Raw genomic sequence first — 15,573 nt, 5'->3', positions numbered from 1 at the left:
CTGCCCGATGCTGCCCGAGCCCCTGGGGCGCGCGTGGAAAGATCGCCCGATGGCGATCGAGTACATACGTTTCCAAGTGGCCACGCCGGATGCGCACGGACACTTCAAGGGCGTGTTCGGGCTGCTGAACAACCTGGGCCGTCAGGGGCGGCTCAGCGCGGAGCAGGAGAGCTTCCGGCGGGCGAACAATTCCTGGTACGACGCCGCGTACACCGACCCGTCCACCGTCGACCCGTCGGTCTACGACCCCGCCGTCAATCCGGGGGCCACGGCCTGGTTCAAGCCGTCCGCCACGCACCTCGTCGAGCGGCTGGACGGCTATCTGGAGATCCTTGACGCGCACGGTGTCCCCTGGCGAAAGGCGACCTCCACGGACCCCGGGCGAGTCGTCTACGAGGACGATGTGCAGATCGTGGTGGTGCCCCGTGCAGCCGTCCCCGCCTGACTTACAAGGCGCCGATATGCGTGACCTGGCGCAGGCTGGTTACGTGACGGGGAGGGGGACGAACAGGCACGGGGGACGAGGAAACGAGGTGACACCGGATGACCGACGGGAACGACGAGACGCTCATGGGCGACGAGGTGTACCAGCCCGGAGACCCGGACGCGCGTGAGGACGAGGGCGTCCTCGACGTGGAGGACACACTGACCGACCGTGGGGTCGATCCGTACGACGAAGGGTGGTCGCCCCCGGAGCGCCCGCTCGGCGTCGAGCACACGGGCAACACCGCGGCGGAACAGCGGGACGGCGAGAGCCTCGACCAGCGGTTGGCCGAGGAGCGCGCGGACCCCGCGGTCGACGAGTACGAGGCGCTCGAATCGGACGAGCAGGCGGGCGACGGCGTCGGCGACCTGCCCGACGGCGAGGGCGAACCACTCGACGGCGAGGTCGGCGCGGCGCGCGCGGGCCGGCTCGTGGCACCCGACGAGGGCGCCCATGAGGACGCCGAGAAGGACATGCTGGCCGAGGACGTGGGCATCGACGGGGGAGCGGCGTCGGCAGAGGAGGCCGCTGTTCATCTGGTCGACGAGGACGAGCAGCCGGGCTGATGCCCGGCGGGGCGTCAGTGTCCGTAGGCGGTGGCCGTCAGCATCAGTGCCACCGAGGTGAAGGCCGTCACGAGGGCGACGATCGGTGGGCCGATCGTGATGTCGTCCGTCGTGCACTGACGTGCGGTGACGCCTATGCAGACCATGCTGACCGCTCCCAGGACCATCGCGACGATGATGAGCACGATGTCGATCTCCTCGTGTCGAATTCCGCCCCGAGCCGTCTCCATCCTCGCGTGACGTGCGGCGCACCGCACGTCACGCGAGGATCCGGACGGAGGCGGGACAGCGACACCCCGACGAAGACCCGACCAGCCCCCGATCAGTAAGGGACACACAACATGCGGATCGATCTGAAGGGGCGGACGGCGCTGGTCACCGGCTCCACCCAGGGCATCGGGGCGGCGATCGCCACGGGCCTGGCCCGGGCCGGGGCCCGCGTCGGGGCCAACGGGCGTTCGGCCGAGCGTGTGCAGGAGAGCATCGAACGGCTGACGGCGCAGTCGCCGGGGGCGGACCTGGTGCCGGTCGTCGCGGACGTCACCACCGAGGAGGGCGCGCGGCAGGTGGCCGAGGCGCTGCCCGAGACGGACATCCTGGTCAACAACCTCGGGATCTTCGGTTCGGCCGAACCGCTGGAGATCACCGACGACGAGTGGCGGCGCTACTTCGAGGTCAACGTCCTCGCGGGCGTCCGGCTCACCCGCATGTTCCTGCCGGGCATGATGGAGCGCGGCTGGGGCCGGGTGCAGTTCATCGCGAGCGACTCGGCCATCGTGGTGCCCGCGGAGATGATCCACTACGGCATGTCGAAGACGGCTCTGCTGTCCGTGAGCCGCGGCTTCGCCAAGCGCGCAGCGGGGACGGGTGTCACCGTGAACTCGGTGATCGCCGGGCCCACCCACACCGGCGGGGTCGAGGACTTCGTCTACGAACTCGTCGACCGGGACCTGCCGTGGGACGAGGCGCAGCGCGCCTTCATGCGGGAGCACCGGCCGCAGTCGTTGCTGCAGCGCCTGATCGAGCCCGAAGAGATCGCGAACATGGTCGTCTACCTCGGTTCCGACCAGGCTTCGGCGACCACGGGAGGTGCGGTACGGGTCGACGGTGGGTACGTGGACTCCATCCTGCCGTGAGGGCGGGCAAGCGAACCGGGACCGGACAGGGGTGGACGACTGATGGATGGGCACACATGGTTCGTCCTGGCGACGGTGGCGGCCGTCGTCATGCTGGTGGTCGCCGTGTATCTCCTCGTACGCGTCTTCCAGGCGCGCAAACTGCTCCTCGACGCGGGCATCCCGCTGCGGAGCAAGGCGCTGTTCTGGGTCGCCGTGGTCTACACGGTCTCCCCGGTCGACCTGCTCCCCGACCCGATCTACCTGGACGACATCGGGGTCCTGCTCGTCGCGCTGAAGTCACTGCACTCGGCGGCACGCGCCGTCACGGCGTCGCGGGGCGGGTCCGGATCGACTCTTTCGGCCTCCAGTGACAAGCAGCTCGGTCCGGGCCGGTGGGGCGGCCCCGGACCGTCCTGACGGATCGGCCCCGCCCCGCCGGCTCACGGGACGTACCGCAGGGCGAACCACAGTTCCATCCGTACGTCCGGATCGTCGAGATCGGCGGTCAGGAGCGTCGCGCACTTCGTGACGCGCTGGCGCACGGTATTGCGGTGCACACCGAGCGCCGCGGCCGTACGGTCCCAACTGCCGTGCAGGGACAGCCAGATGCGCAGAGTCTCCAGCAGGGCCGCGTTGTCGAGCAGCGGGGTGAGGGCGAGGCCGGGGGATGCGGTGCGGTGGTGGACGAGCGGGCTGCGGGTGGCGCGGGCCCGGGCCAGGGCGCGGGACGCCTGGGCGTCGGCCGCCGCGAGGTCCCGCAGGCCGGCCGGGGCGCTGACACCGGCCGCCCAGCCCGGATGGCCGGTGATCTCCTGATCCGCGGGCAGCAGCGCCCGGACCCGCCCGCCGTCGACGTCGACCAGCGGTGTGGGCACCGCAGGGGGCGGCGGCGTCCCGCCCGCCGCCCCTGCTCCCGTCCACCGCAGCTGCGCGACCCGCCACTGCGCCCCGCCCAGTAGCTCCGCCACGTCCTCGGGGCGCGCGCCCAGCAGGAGCCGGACCAGCGCCGCCGACCGGTCGGTGTCCCCGGAGGCTCCCGCGAGCTGGTGCCGGCTGGTCAGCAGGGACAGCAGGACGACGGCGGCCCCGGCGACGGTGTGGTCCCCGCTGTCGCGGGACGGCCCGGTCAGGCCGAGCGCGTGGCCGCCCCCGCCGCTCAGCGCGTACGCGGACAGCCGCGTGCCGCCGACCGTGTCGGACGCGGACGTCGGACGCCCCCCGGTCGACGGCCCGCGCACGACATCGATCAGGGCGGTCAGCGCCCGCGCCACACCGTCCGCAGGTTCCCGCCCGGCCTGCCGGATCGGGACACCGTCCGCGTCGGCCAACACGGCGAACCCGCCCGCGAACCGGGCGAGTTGACCCAGCACGGCCGCCACCGGATCGGGGCGCGCGGCCGCCGCGGCGAGACTCTGCTGCGCCTGCGTGACCCGGCGCAGCTCCGCGTGCCTGACCTGCGCCATCAGACTCCACACGGCCCGCGCGACCCCGCTGAACGTGGTGCGCGGCGGCACTTCGAGAAGCGGCAGACCCCGCCGCTCGCAGGCCTCCACCAGCGCGCGCGGCACCGTGTCGTGCACCGGAGCGAGCCCGAACCCGAGCGCCGCGCCGCCCGCCGCGACGATCCGCGCCACATAGTCGTCGAAGTAGGGGCCCGTGCCCGCGGCCTCCGTGGCGTGCGCGCCGGCGCTCAGCAGCAACTCCCCGCCGAGCAGATACGGATACGGGTCCGGCATCTCGGACGTGTGCACCCAATAAATCACCACATCCTCCGCCGGACCGCCCCCGATCAGCCGCAGCCCCAGATCCTCGCGGGCAAGGAGCGTGGCCAGGGGGACCGGGGGAGTCGGAGGGATCCGCGGAGCGGCTGCAGTCTCGGGCATGGTGGACGTTTCCTCTGCTGACAGGCCTGCGAGTGGAGGAAACGTACACTTCAGCGCCGTTCCCCAGCCACCTAGGGTCGTGCTCCACACCCCCCGCCCGACCCCGCCGAACCCCCGCCGTTGTGCGTGAAGGAGGGCCGCCCCATGGCCGTCGACTACACAGTGATCGTCGTCTATCTCGCCGGCATGCTGGCCATGGGCTGGTGGGGCATGCGCCGCGCCAGGTCCAAGTCCGAGTTCCTCGTCGCGGGCCGCCGCCTCGGCCCCGGCATGTACTCGGGCACCATGGCCGCGATCGTCCTCGGCGGCGCCTCCACCATCGGCGGCGTCGGCCTCGGCTACCAGTACGGCCTGTCCGGCGCCTGGATGGTGTTCACCATCGGCCTCGGCCTGCTCGCCCTGTCGGTGCTCTTCTCGGCGCGGATCTCCCGCCTGAAGGTCTACACCGTCTCCGAGATGCTCGACCTGCGCTACGGCGGCCGCGCCGGCCTGATCTCCGGCGTCGTCATGTGGGCGTACACGCTGATGCTGGCGGTCACCTCCACCATCGCCTACGCCACGATCTTCGACGTCATCTTCGACATGAACCGCACCTTGGCGATCGTGCTCGGCGGCTCCATCGTCGTCGCGTATTCGACGCTCGGCGGCATGTGGTCCATCACCCTCACCGACATGGTGCAGTTCGTGGTGAAGACCATCGGCGTGCTGGTCCTGCTGCTGCCCATCGCCGTCATCAAGGCCGGCGGGTTCAGTGAGATGAAGGCGCAGTTGCCCACCTCGTACTTCGATCCGCTGGGCATCGGCGGCGAGACGATCTTCACGTACGTCCTGATCTACACGTTCGGCATGCTCATCGGGCAGGACATCTGGCAGCGCGTGTTCACCGCGCGCAGCGACAAGGTCGCCCGCTACGGCGGCACCGTCGCCGGCACCTACTGTCTCGTGTACGCGATCGCCGGTGCCGTCATCGGGACGGCGGCCAAGGTGATGTATCCGAAGCTGCCGTCCGCCGACTCGGCGTTCGCGACGATCGTCAAGGACGAACTTCCCGTCGGCGTACGGGGATTGGTGCTCGCGGCCGCGCTCGCCGCGGTGATGTCGACGTCGTCGGGGGCGCTCATCGCCTGCGCCACCGTCGCCAACAACGACATCTGGTCGCGGCTGCGCGGCGCCGTGCGCGGCACAAAGGAGGAAGGCGACGAGGTTTCCGGCAACCGGGTGTTCATCCTCGTCATGGGGGTCGCCGTCATCGGTATCGCCATCGCCCTCAACGACGTCGTCGAGGCGCTGACCGTGGCCTACAACCTGCTGGTCGGCGGGCTCCTCGTGCCGATCCTCGGCGGCCTGCTGTGGAAGCGCGGCACCGCGGCCGGCGCGCTGGCCGCCGTCGCGGTCGGCGGCACGGCCGTCATCGGCCTCATGGCCGGATACGGAATCCTCGCCAACGAGCCCGTCTACTACGGGCTTCTGGCCTCCCTCGCCGCCTACGTCGCCGTCTCTCTGGCGACCCGGCCCACCGACCCCGCGGTGCTCGCCCACTGGCGGGAGCGGCTCGCCGGGCGCGCGGAGGCACCGGCTCCGGCGGCGGAAGCGGTCGCGGCGCGGCCATGAGCGGCGCCCGGCCCATGAAGTGAACAGGCACAGGAAAGAAGGCACTTGCGCATGACCAGCACCCGCACCAGCACGGACATCTCACCCGCACCGGACGCCGCCGTGTCGACGCAGGCCACCGGGCGGATCGGCGGCGACCTGGTGATCGAGACCCTGTCCGGCCTCGGCGCCACCACGGTCTTCGGTGTGCCGGGCCAGCACGCGCTGGGCCTCTTCGACGCGTTGCGCCGCTCCGACCTGCGCTATGTGGGGCTGCGCGTCGAGAACAACGCGGGGTTCGCGGCGGACGCGTACGGCCGGATGACGGGGACCGCCGCGCCGCTGTTCCTGTCCACCGGCCCCGGCGCGCTGATGTCGCTGGCTGCACTGCAGGAGGCGGCGGCCGCCAGCGCGCCCGTGCTGGCGATCTCCAGCCAGGTGCCGCTGGCCGGAGTCGGCGGCGGGCGGCACGGCTACCTCCACGAACTCCGTGATCAGGAAGCCGTGTTCAAGGGGATCGTGAAGTCCGTGCACCCGGTGCGGACCGCGTCCCAGATCCCGTCGGCGATCGCGGCGGCCTGGGAGTCGGCGCTCACCGTGCCGCACGGCCCGGTGTACGTGGAGATCCCACAGGACGTGCTGCTCGCCCCCGCGGCGCAGCCGGTCGTGACGACGGTCGAGGCCAGGCCGCGCGCTCTCTTTCCCCGACCTGAACTCGTCACCGCAGCGGCCGAGTTGCTGACGCGGGCCGAGCGGCCGGTGATCGTCGCGGGCGGCGGTGTCGTCCGCGCCGACGCGGCAGCGGAACTGCGCGCACTGGCGGAGCAGGTGAACGCGCCGGTGGTGTGCACGTTCGGCGGCAAGGGCGCCTTCCCGTGGGACCATCCGCTCTCCCTCCAGTCCTGGCTGGAGGACCGGCACACGACCGCGTTTCTGGAGGACGCGGACGTCCTGCTGGTGGTCGGCTCCGGGCTCGGTGAGCTGTCCTCGAACTACCACACCTTCGCGCCGCGTGGCCGGGTCATCCACGTCGAGGCGGACGCGGGCAAGTTGGAGGCCAACCATCCTGCCCTCGGCCTCCACGCCGACGCCCGGCTCACCCTGAAGGCGTTCGCCGACGCGGTCGACAAGCGGGCCGACGACGGCGTGGCCGACCGTGTCGCCGAGGTCCTGACCGCCGTACGGAAACGTATCGACGGTCAGGAACTCACCCTGGAGCAAGAGGTGTTGGCGGCTGTCCGCGATGCGCTGCCCCCTGGCGCCCCGTCTTTCTGGGACATGACGATCCTGGCGTACTGGGCCTGGTCGGCCTGGCCCGGCGCGCTGCACTCGGCGCAGGGCGCCGGCGGCCTCGGCTACGGCTTCCCCGCCGCACTCGGAGCCGCTGTCGCCGACCCGACGACCCCCGTGCTCGCGGTCTCCGGCGACGGCGGCGCCCTGTACTCGATCGCCGAACTCGCCACCGCCAAGCAGCAGGCACTCGACGTGACCTGGCTGATCGTCGACGACGGCGGCTACGGCATCCTGCGCGAGTACATGACCGACACCTTCGGCGACACCGAGGGCACCGAACTGACCCGGCCGGACTTCGTGGCGCTGGCCGAGTCGTTCGGGGTGCCCGCGGTGCGGACCTCGCCCGGGGCGCTGCGCGACGACCTGGCGGCGGCGCTCGCCACACCCGGGCCGAGCGTCGTCGTCCTCCCCGCGCTGCTGCGGATGTTCGCGCCGACGCACCTGGGCTGAGCCGCCCTCAGGGGCGAGGTGTGGCCACGCCCTCGATCAGCGCGGTCAGTTCGGTCAGTTCGGCTTCGGTGAGGTCCGTCAGCGGCGGGCGGACCGGACCGGCGCCGTGACCGGTGGCGGTCATGCCGGCCTTGACGATGCTGACCGCGTACCCGCTCTGCCGGTTGCGGATCTCGGTGTACGGCAGGACGAAGTCGCCGAGGAGCTTGATGACGGTGTCGTGCCGCCGCTCGCGTACCGCGCCGTAGAAGTCGAGGGCGAACTCGGGCAGGAAGTTGAAGATGGCCGACGAGTAGGTGGTGACGCCGAGTTCGAGGTAGGGCAGGGCGAACATCTCGGCGGTCGGCAGGCCGCCGACGTACGTGAGCCGGTCGCCGAGGCGCGTGTAGATACGGGTCATGGCGTCGATGTCGCCGATGCCGTCCTTGTACCCGATGAGGTTCGGGCAGGAGTCGGCGAGCCGGGCGAGGGTGTCGGCGCTGTAGGCGGCATTGGCACGGCCGTACACGATGACACCGAGCTTCGTGGCCCGGCAGACCGCCTCGACGTGCCGGACGAGTCCCTCCTGCGAGGCCTCCGTCAGGTAGGGCGGGAAGAGCAGGAGGCCGTGGGCGCCCGCCCGTTCGGCGGCCTGGGCGTACTCGATCGCGGTACGGGTGCCGTACCCCGCCGGTGCCAGGATCGGGGTGCCCTCGGGAGCCGCCCGCACGGCCGCGCGCACCACCTGCTCGGTCTCGGCCGCGGTCAGCGAGAAGAACTCGCCGGTGCCGCCCGCGGCGAAGAGCCCGCCGACCGCGTACGTGGACAGCCGCTCGATGTTGGCGCGGTAGGCGTCCTCTGCGAAGGACAGGTCGTCGGCGTCGAAGTGCGTGACGGGGAAGGAGAGCAGACCCGAGCCGATGTGACGGCCGAGCTCTGCCGGGGTGAAGGACGTCATGGTGGAGTGCTCCGGAGACGAAAGGAGAAGAGGGGGGCGGGGACGCGGGGCCGGGTCAGGCGCGCTTGCCCACCTCGTGGGTGGCCTGCGTCCAGGCGCGGGCCTGGTCGGTGAGGGTGACGCCGAGGCCGGGCCGCGCGGGCACGTGCATGCGGCCGTCGCTGATCGTCAGGCGCTCCTCGAACAGCGGCTCCAGCCAGTCGAAGTGCTCCACCCACGGCTCGATCGGGTAGGCGGCGGCCAGGTGCAGGTGGATCTCCATGGCGAAGTGCGGGGCGAGCTGCAGATGGTGGTGTTCGGCCAGCGCCGCGAGCTTGAGGAACTGGGTGATGCCGCCGATGCGCGGGGCGTCGGGCTGGATGATGTCGGCGGCGTTCAGCCGGATGAGCTCGTAGTGCTCGGCGACGGACGCGAGCATCTCGCCGGTGGCGATGGGGGTGTCCAGTGAGGCGGCGAGTGCCGCGTGCCCCTGGGCGTCGTACGCGTCGAGGGGCTCCTCGATCCAGACGAGGCCGAACTCCTCCATGGCGCGGCCCATCCGCTGCGCGGTCGGCCGGTCCCACTGCTGGTTCGCGTCGACCATCAACGGCACGTCGTCACCGATGTGTTCGCGCACGGCGGCCAGGCGCCGCAGGTCCTGCCTTCCGTCCGGGTGGCCGACCTTGATCTTGATGCCGCCGATGCCGTGGGCCAGCGACGCCGTGGCGTTGTCCAGGACCTGCTCGGTCGGAGTGTGCAGGAAGCCGCCGGAGGTGTTGTAACAGCGCACCGAGTCCCGGTGGGCGCCCAGGAGTTTGGCCAGCGGCAGACCGGCCCGCTTGGCCTTCAGGTCCCACAGGGCGATGTCGAGCGCCGCGATCGCCTGCGTGGCGACACCGCTGCGGCCCACGGACGCGCCGGCCCACACCAGCTTGGTCCACAGCCGGCCGATGTCGCTGGGGTCCTCACCGATCAGGTTGTCGGCTATCTCCTTGGCGTGGGCGAACTGGGCCGGGCCGCCGGCCCGCTTGGAGTAGCTGAAGCCGATCCCCGTCCGCCCCTGCGCGGTCTCGATCTCCACGAACAGGAAGGCGACTTCGGTCATCGGCTTCTGCCGGCCGGTGAGCACCTTGGCGTCGCTGATCGGCGTGGCCAGCGGGAGGGCGACCGAGGAGAGCTTGATCCAGGCGATCGAGTCGAGGGTGGCCTCGCCTCGAAGGCCGGCGACGGGGGTGGCTGCGTGCGTCATGGTCACCACTTCGTGTTCGTGGGGATGTGGTTCGTGGAGTTGTGCGGACGGCGGGAGTTCGAGGACAGGCTCTGGGCCCACCGTTGATGACCTTGACGCTAAGGTCGGCGATTGATCCACGTCAAACATAGTTTTTGGATGCGTTGATACCCGGAGGGCATCGTTGTTCACGCTCGCTCAACTCGTGAGTTTTGTGGCTGTCGCCGAAGAACTGCACTTCACACGGGCCGCCGAGCGGCTGCGGATGACGCAGCCGCCCCTGAGCCGTCAGATCCAGCTCCTGGAGCACGAACTGGGGGTGCAGCTCCTCGACCGCACCAACCGCACGGTCCGGCTCACCCCGGCGGGGCGGGCCTTCCTCAACGAGGCGCGCACCATCCTGCGCCAGACCGAAGCCGCCACGCTGGCCGCGAAACAGGTCTCCGCAGGGGAGGCCGGGGCCATCGCCGTCGGCTTCACCGCCGCCAGCGCCTACTCCTCGCTCGGCACCCTGCTCGACGTCGCCCGCTCCGTCATGCCCCACACGGAGATCGTGCTGCGCGAGAAGGTGACCCGCGACCAGTTGGAGGCGATCGCCGACGGTTCCCTCGACCTCGGCATGATCCGCCCCTCCAGCACGGGACCCGACCTCGTCACCCGGCCCGCCATACGGGAGGGCCTGCTCGCGGCCGTGCCCCTGGATCACCCGCTGGCCGGGGGCGAAGGGCCGCTGCGGATGAGCGACTTCGACGGGCAGGACGTGCTCATGTACTCGCCGGTCGAGGCGCGGTACTTCCACGAACTGCTGGTCAGCGTCTTCCGTACGGCCCAGGTCACCCCCCGGTTCACCCAGTACCTCAGCCAGGTGCACAGCCTGCTCGCCATGGTCAACGCGGGCTGGGGCATCGCCTTCGTCCCGGCGGCGGCCGCGCAGATGCGCTTCTCCGGCATCACGTTCCGGGACCTCGAACTGCCCGACCCCACACCGGTCGAGCTGCATCTGGTGTGGCGCAGGACCAACGACAATCCCGCGCTGCACGCCCTGCTCCAGCATTTGTGACGGCGGAGTGGAGGATTCCACCTCATCCGCCGGTCATGCAGGGAAGGTATCGCAGCCTACAAAAATCGATCTAGACGGGAATGGGCGCTGAACCTACGGTCAACTCCAGCCGCAGGTCATGTGGCTCGGACCACACGCGGCAGAGTCGCCGCCCCTCCAGGTCATAGGAGAACGCCCCCTCGTGAAAGCGTCAGCGCTCAACCGGCAGCACGCCCCGGTGACTTCAGCTGCCCCCAGCAAGGCCGGCCGCCTCAGGTACGTCATCCTGGCCATGCTCTTCGTGGTCACGACCATCAACTATGCCGACCGGTCCACCCTGTCGATCGCCGGCGACACCATGCAGAAGGATCTGGGCATCAGCTCGGGCGAACTGGGCCTGCTCTTCTCCGCGTTCTCGTGGTCGTACCTCATCGCGCAGATCCCCGGCGGCTGGCTGCTCGACCGGTTCGGCTCGAAGAAGGTCTATGGCATCGCCATCTTCCTGTGGTCCGTGTTCACCATGGCGCAGGGCGCGATCGGCTTCTTCGCGGGCGCCGCGGTCGTGCTGCTGTTCATCCTGCGGTTCGTCGTCGGGTTCGCCGAGGCACCCTCGTTCCCGGGCAACTCCCGTATCGTTGCCGCCTGGTTCCCCACGAAGGAGCGCGGCTTCGCGTCCGCGCTGTTCAACTCCGCCCAGTACTTCGCGACCGTCGCCTTCGCCCCGCTGATGGGCTGGCTCGTCACGGCGCTCGGCTGGGAGCACGTCTTCACCGTGATCGGCGGCGTCGGTGTCGTCCTGGCGGTGATCTGGACCCGGGTCATCCACCCGCCGCGCAGCCACCCGAAGATGACCGGCGCCGAACTCGACTACATAGGCGCGGGCGGGGCGCTGATCGACATGGACAGCTCTGCCGCCGAGTCCGAGCGCGACGGTGGTGTGCGGCACCTCAAGACGCTGCTGACCAACCGCAACATGCTCGGCATCTTCATCGGCCAGTACTTCATCAACACCATCACGTGGTTCTTCCTGACCTGGTTCCCCGTGTACCTGGTCCAGGAGCGCGGCATGAGCATCCTCGAAGCGGGTTTCGTGGCCTCGCTGCCCGCTCTGTGCGGCTTCACCGGCGGTGTGCTCGGCGGCTTCCTCTCCGACCTGCTCGCCCGGCGCGGTGTTCCCCTCACCGTGGCCCGCAAGATCCCGATCATCACCGGTCTGCTGTTGTCCACCACCATCATGATCTGCAACTACGTGACGGCGTCCTGGCTCGTCGTCCTCATCATGTCGATCGCCTTCTTCGGCAAGGGGCTCGGCGCCCTCGGCTGGGCCGTGATCGGCGATGTCGCCCCGAAGCAGATCGCGGGCCTCGCGGGTGGAGTCTTCAACGCCTTCGGAGCCGTCGCGGGCATCGTCACGCCGCTGGTCGTCGGCTACCTCATCGACGCCACCGGCTCCTTCGACCTGGCTCTCGCCTTCGTCAGCGTGTGCGCGGCCCTGGCCGTCGTCAGCTACGCCGTCATCGTCAAGGACATCAGGCGCCTCGACCTCGACGAGCTCGTGCCCCCCGACGCCCCGCGCGGCAGCCGGACCGTCTGAGAGGCCTGTACAGCGGCGGGGGCGGACCGTGTCACACGGTCCGCCCCCGCAGTACAGGCCTCTCAGACTCCGACCGGCCGCGCGCCCTCGACCTCGGCGGCGCTCTGCCCCCGACGCTCGCCGAGCAGTTCCGTGGGCACCTTGTGGGTCTCGCGGGCCGTGACACCCGCGATCACCGGAGGCACACACAGCGCCGCCGTGAACAGCGCCACCGCGAACCAGTCCGCGCCGTCCGGTCCCGCGATCCGCGCCGCGAACGTCACCGCGAACCCGGCCACGGCGAAACCGATCTGCGTACCGATGGCCATACCTGACAGACGTACGCGCGTCGGGAACATCTCGCCGTAGAACGAGGGCCACACCGCGTTCGCCGCGCTGTACACGACTCCGAAGGCGAGGATGCCGAAGACGAACGTCAGCGGGTACGAGCCCGTCGAGATCGCCCAGAGATACCCGAACATCAGCAGCGCGCTGCCCACGGCGCCGGTCAGGTAGACGGGCCGGCGTCCGATGCGGTCGGCGAGGCGGGCCCAGAGCGGGATCGCGCCGAGCGCCACGATGTTGGCGAGCGCCCCGACCCACAGCATGGCCGAACGGTTCATGCCGACCGCGTCGCTGGTCGCGTACGACAGTGCCCACACGGTGAAGATGGTGCTGACCGAGGCGACGAGCGCGCCCCCGATCACCCGCAGCACGTCCGCCCAGTGCTCGCGCAGCAGCACCACGAGCGGCAACCGCGCGACCCCGTCCCGGGCAGCGGACTGGCGGGAGAACTCCGGGGTCTCGTGCAGCGTACGGCGGATGATGTAGCCGACGACGGCGACCACGACGCTCAGCCAGAACGGCACCCGCCAGCCCCACGACAGGAGTTGGTCCTCCGGCAGCGCCGCGATGGGCAGGAACACCAAAGTGGCCAGGAGCTGCCCGGCCTGGGTGCCGCTGAGCGTGAAACTTGTGAAGTAGGCGCGGCGGTGCCCGGGTGCGTGCTCCAGCGTCATCGATCCGGCGCTCGCCTGTTCACCGGCGGCCGAGATGCCCTGCAGCACCCGGCAGAGGACCAGCAGCACGGGGGCGAGCGAGCCGACCTGGCCGCGGGTGGGCAGACAGCCGATGAGGAATGTCGAAAGCCCCATCAGGACCAGCGTGAACACCATGATCTTGCGGCGGCCGAGCCGGTCGCCGACATGGCCGAGGAAGAACGCGCCGACCGGGCGGGCGGCGTAGGCGACACCGAAGGTGGCGAGCGAGAGCAGCGTCGCGTTCGCCGGATCCGATGCGTCGAAGAACACCTTGGGGAAGACCAGTGCTGCGGCACTTCCGTAGATGAAGAAGTCGTAGTACTCCAGGGCGCTGCCGATCCATGCGGCGAGTGCGGCCTTGCGCGGCTGGCCCTGCGGGGCATGGGGAGGCGCGGCGGGGACGGACACACGGGCTCCTTCTGGGGACGGGAAGGGGGGAGGTGCCGGGGCCCGGTGGGGTGAGCGGGTCGGCGGAGCCGGAAGGAAGAGCGCGTCCGGCTAATTAACCCACTGGATAGTTAGTAGCGGGTGGCTACGGATGTTGCGCCGGTGTTTCCCGCCTGTCAAGAGGTCAGGCAGGGGATCGTGCCGGGACCGTGCAGACGCGGCGCGCGGGCTACTGCGCCGGGCGCTCCGCCGTGAGGTAGGCGATCACCATGTCACCGAGCATGGTGCGGTAGTGCTCGCGCCGGTCCTCCGCCGTCAGATCGCGGCCGAACAGGGCGCCGAACGTATGCCGGTTGGAGACCCGGAAGAAGCTGAACGAGCTGATCATCGCGTGCAGGTCCACGGCGTCCACGTCCGCTGTGAAAAGACCCTGCGCCCGGCCTGCCTCCAGGATCCGCCGGATCACGTCGATGGCGGGCGAGTTGAGGGAGCTGAGTGTCTCGGAGGCGGTGATGTGCTCGGCGTCGTGGATGTTCTCGATGCTCACGAGCCGTATGAAGTCCGGGTGCGCCTCGTGGTGGTCGAAGGTCAGCTCGGCGAGCCGGCGGATCGCCGCCACCGGGTCGAGGTGCTCGACGTCGAGGTCACCCTCCGCCTGCCGGATCACCGCGTACGAGCGCTCCAGAACGGCAGTGAACAGCTGCTCCTTGCCGCCGAAGTAGTAGTAGATCATCCGCTTCGTGGTGCGGGTGCGGGCGGCGATCTCGTCGACGCGCGCCCCGGTGTACCCGGCGCGGGCGAACTCCGCGGTGGCGACCTCGAGGATCTCGGCCTTCGTCCGCGCCGCGTCACGGGTACGGCCCTCGCGTCGCGCCGGTTCTTCGACAGTGGTCATCAGGATCCTTCGGGCGGACGGACGGCGGGCCTGTGCAGGTGATTGTAGAAGCTCGATCCGCTCCCGCTCCTGGCGCGGCCCTTCCCCCGAGGGCGCTTCACTTGATATGAGTAACGAACCAGTTCGTACATTAGCGCCGAGCCCCCGCCGGCCAGGAGGTCTTACGTGCCCCAGGACTCGTATCTCGTCGGTCTGATCGGTGCCGGAATCGGCCCCTCGCTCACGCCTGCCCTGCACGAGCGCGAGGCCGACCGGCAGGGGCTGCGCTACCTCTACCGCCTCCTCGACATCGACGCCCTCGGGCTGCGGCCCGACGGCGTGGGAGAGCTGCTGCGCGCCGCCCGCGACCTCGGCTTCGACGGACTGAACATCACGCACCCGTGCAAGCAGCTCGTCATCGAGCACCTCGACGCCCTGTCACCGGCGGCCGACGCGCTCGGCGCCGTCAACACCGTGGTGCTCGCGGACGGCCGCGCCACCGGCCACAACACCGACGTCACCGGGTTCGCCGCCTCCTTCGCGCGCGGCCTGCCCGACGCCCGCATGGACCACGTGGTGCAGCTGGGCGCCGGGGGAGCGGGCGCCGCCGTCGCGCACGCCGTGCTCACCCTCGGCGCGGGCCGGATCACCCTCGTCGACGCGGCGCCCGAACGGGCCGCCGCGCTGGCTGCCTCCCTCGAAGCGCACTTCGGCGCCGGACGCGCCGCCGCCGCGGCGCCGGACGCACTCGCCGCGCTGCTCGCCGGCGCCGACGGCCTCGTGCACGCCACCCCGACCGGCATGGCCGCGCACCCCGGACTGCCGTTCCCCGCCGACCTGTTGCACGTCGGGCTGTGGGTCGCCGAGGTCGTGTACCGGCCGCTGGAGACAGAGCTCGTGCGCACCGCCCGCGCGCTCGGCTGCGCGGTGCTCGACGGCGGCGGCATGGCGGTCTTCCAGGCCGTCGACGCGTTCCGGCTCTTCACGGGACGCGAGCCGGACGCCGGGCACATGCTCGACCATTTCGCCCGACTCACGTTGCCCGGAAACGAGTTGAGGACCTCGGGGGCGGCGGCGAGTTCCGGCTGACCGCACCCGCCCCGCACCATCCGTCGAGCCGCTCACCCCCCAG

15 protein-coding genes are annotated in these 15,573 nt (G+C 70.6%); 9 read left to right on the top strand and 6 right to left on the bottom strand.

Annotated elements, in window-relative coordinates; all coding sequences use genetic code 11:
* Positions 1–49 precede the first annotated feature (49 nt).
* Both ACIREE_RS03695 and ACIREE_RS03690 read left to right on the top strand, forming a co-directional pair.
* The gene (locus ACIREE_RS03695; RefSeq protein ID WP_404145664.1) at positions 50–445 is read left to right on the top strand and encodes a hypothetical protein; all 396 of its coding nucleotides are present in this window, start codon (positions 50–52) and stop codon (positions 443–445) included.
* Between the two features lie 98 nt (positions 446–543).
* Positions 544–1,050 (top strand): DUF5709 domain-containing protein, encoded by a 507-nt coding sequence (locus ACIREE_RS03690; protein WP_404145662.1) that lies wholly within the window; start codon positions 544–546, stop codon positions 1,048–1,050.
* Positions 1,051–1,064: 14 nt separating this feature from the next.
* On the opposite strand, the gene ACIREE_RS03685 is transcribed toward ACIREE_RS03690, so the two are convergent.
* Positions 1,065–1,235: a hypothetical protein gene (locus ACIREE_RS03685; RefSeq protein ID WP_404145659.1), complete on the bottom strand. Its 171-nt coding sequence runs from the start codon at positions 1,233–1,235 to the stop codon at positions 1,065–1,067.
* A 156-nt stretch (positions 1,236–1,391) separates the two neighbouring features.
* Between ACIREE_RS03685 and ACIREE_RS03680 the strand changes: the two genes are divergently transcribed.
* Positions 1,392–2,186: an SDR family NAD(P)-dependent oxidoreductase gene (locus ACIREE_RS03680; protein WP_404145656.1), complete on the top strand. Its 795-nt coding sequence runs from the start codon at positions 1,392–1,394 to the stop codon at positions 2,184–2,186.
* 42 nt (positions 2,187–2,228) lie between these two features.
* On the top strand, positions 2,229–2,585 hold the full coding sequence (locus tag ACIREE_RS03675; protein ID WP_404145653.1) for a YkvA family protein: 357 nt from the start codon (positions 2,229–2,231) through the stop codon (positions 2,583–2,585).
* A gap of 23 nt (positions 2,586–2,608) precedes the next feature.
* On the opposite strand, the gene ACIREE_RS03670 is transcribed toward ACIREE_RS03675, so the two are convergent.
* On the bottom strand, positions 2,609–4,051 hold the full coding sequence (locus ACIREE_RS03670) for a helix-turn-helix domain-containing protein (protein ID WP_404145650.1): 1,443 nt from the start codon (positions 4,049–4,051) through the stop codon (positions 2,609–2,611).
* Positions 4,052–4,195: 144 nt separating this feature from the next.
* On the opposite strand from ACIREE_RS03670, the gene ACIREE_RS03665 reads away from it, so the two are divergent.
* Together ACIREE_RS03665 and ACIREE_RS03660 are read left to right on the top strand one after the other, a co-directional pair.
* Positions 4,196–5,662 (top strand): sodium:solute symporter, encoded by a 1,467-nt coding sequence (locus ACIREE_RS03665; RefSeq protein WP_404145647.1) that lies wholly within the window; start codon positions 4,196–4,198, stop codon positions 5,660–5,662.
* Positions 5,663–5,713: 51 nt separating this feature from the next.
* Positions 5,714–7,384 carry a thiamine pyrophosphate-binding protein gene (locus ACIREE_RS03660; protein WP_404145644.1) on the top strand — a complete coding sequence of 557 codons (1,671 nt, stop codon included), beginning with the start codon at positions 5,714–5,716 and terminating at the stop codon, positions 7,382–7,384.
* A 7-nt stretch (positions 7,385–7,391) separates the two neighbouring features.
* On the opposite strand, the gene kdgD is transcribed toward ACIREE_RS03660, so the two are convergent.
* Both kdgD and ACIREE_RS03650 read right to left on the bottom strand, forming a co-directional pair.
* Complete coding sequence (gene kdgD, locus ACIREE_RS03655; protein WP_404145641.1) at positions 7,392–8,321, bottom strand: 5-dehydro-4-deoxyglucarate dehydratase; 930 nt, start codon at positions 8,319–8,321, stop codon at positions 7,392–7,394.
* A 55-nt stretch (positions 8,322–8,376) separates the two neighbouring features.
* Positions 8,377–9,549 (bottom strand): mandelate racemase/muconate lactonizing enzyme family protein, encoded by a 1,173-nt coding sequence (locus ACIREE_RS03650; RefSeq protein ID WP_404145638.1) that lies wholly within the window; start codon positions 9,547–9,549, stop codon positions 8,377–8,379.
* Positions 9,550–9,712: 163 nt separating this feature from the next.
* On the opposite strand from ACIREE_RS03650, the gene ACIREE_RS03645 reads away from it, so the two are divergent.
* Both ACIREE_RS03645 and ACIREE_RS03640 read left to right on the top strand, forming a co-directional pair.
* The gene (locus ACIREE_RS03645) at positions 9,713–10,588 is read left to right on the top strand and encodes a LysR substrate-binding domain-containing protein (RefSeq protein ID WP_404145635.1); all 876 of its coding nucleotides are present in this window, start codon (positions 9,713–9,715) and stop codon (positions 10,586–10,588) included.
* A gap of 271 nt (positions 10,589–10,859) precedes the next feature.
* Positions 10,860–12,161: an MFS transporter gene (locus ACIREE_RS03640; RefSeq protein ID WP_404146792.1), complete on the top strand. Its 1,302-nt coding sequence runs from the start codon at positions 10,860–10,862 to the stop codon at positions 12,159–12,161.
* A gap of 62 nt (positions 12,162–12,223) precedes the next feature.
* On the opposite strand, the gene ACIREE_RS03635 is transcribed toward ACIREE_RS03640, so the two are convergent.
* Positions 12,224–13,588: an MFS transporter gene (locus ACIREE_RS03635; protein ID WP_404145632.1), complete on the bottom strand. Its 1,365-nt coding sequence runs from the start codon at positions 13,586–13,588 to the stop codon at positions 12,224–12,226.
* 208 nt (positions 13,589–13,796) lie between these two features.
* Complete coding sequence (locus tag ACIREE_RS03630) at positions 13,797–14,462, bottom strand: TetR/AcrR family transcriptional regulator (protein WP_404145629.1); 666 nt, start codon at positions 14,460–14,462, stop codon at positions 13,797–13,799.
* 165 nt (positions 14,463–14,627) lie between these two features.
* On the opposite strand from ACIREE_RS03630, the gene ACIREE_RS03625 reads away from it, so the two are divergent.
* Complete coding sequence (locus ACIREE_RS03625) at positions 14,628–15,530, top strand: shikimate dehydrogenase (protein WP_404145627.1); 903 nt, start codon at positions 14,628–14,630, stop codon at positions 15,528–15,530.
* Positions 15,531–15,573: the final 43 nt, after the last annotated feature.

It is taken from the genome of Streptomyces sp. NPDC102467, from assembly GCF_044765445.1.
Taxonomy (GTDB): domain Bacteria; phylum Actinomycetota; class Actinomycetes; order Streptomycetales; family Streptomycetaceae; genus Streptomyces.
This window is presented reverse-complemented; position numbering and strand designations above follow the sequence as displayed.

Excerpts from the sequence above, each read along its gene's own strand:
- ACIREE_RS03695 (WP_404145664.1), top strand. The coding sequence starts at position 50 with ATGGCGATCGAGTACATACGTTTCCAAGTGGCCACGCCGGATGCGCAC.
- ACIREE_RS03690 (WP_404145662.1), top strand. The coding sequence starts at position 544 with ATGACCGACGGGAACGACGAGACGCTCATGGGCGACGAGGTGTACCAG.
- ACIREE_RS03680 (WP_404145656.1), top strand. The coding sequence starts at position 1,392 with ATGCGGATCGATCTGAAGGGGCGGACGGCGCTGGTCACCGGCTCCACC.
- ACIREE_RS03675 (WP_404145653.1), top strand. The coding sequence starts at position 2,229 with ATGGATGGGCACACATGGTTCGTCCTGGCGACGGTGGCGGCCGTCGTC.
- ACIREE_RS03670 (WP_404145650.1), bottom strand. The coding sequence starts at position 4,051 with ATGCCCGAGACTGCAGCCGCTCCGCGGATCCCTCCGACTCCCCCGGTC.
- ACIREE_RS03665 (WP_404145647.1), top strand. The coding sequence starts at position 4,196 with ATGGCCGTCGACTACACAGTGATCGTCGTCTATCTCGCCGGCATGCTG.
- ACIREE_RS03660 (WP_404145644.1), top strand. The coding sequence starts at position 5,714 with ATGACCAGCACCCGCACCAGCACGGACATCTCACCCGCACCGGACGCC.
- kdgD (WP_404145641.1), bottom strand. The coding sequence starts at position 8,321 with ATGACGTCCTTCACCCCGGCAGAGCTCGGCCGTCACATCGGCTCGGGT.
- ACIREE_RS03650 (WP_404145638.1), bottom strand. The coding sequence starts at position 9,549 with ATGACGCACGCAGCCACCCCCGTCGCCGGCCTTCGAGGCGAGGCCACC.
- ACIREE_RS03640 (WP_404146792.1), top strand. The coding sequence starts at position 10,860 with ATGCTCTTCGTGGTCACGACCATCAACTATGCCGACCGGTCCACCCTG.
- ACIREE_RS03630 (WP_404145629.1), bottom strand. The coding sequence starts at position 14,462 with ATGACCACTGTCGAAGAACCGGCGCGACGCGAGGGCCGTACCCGTGAC.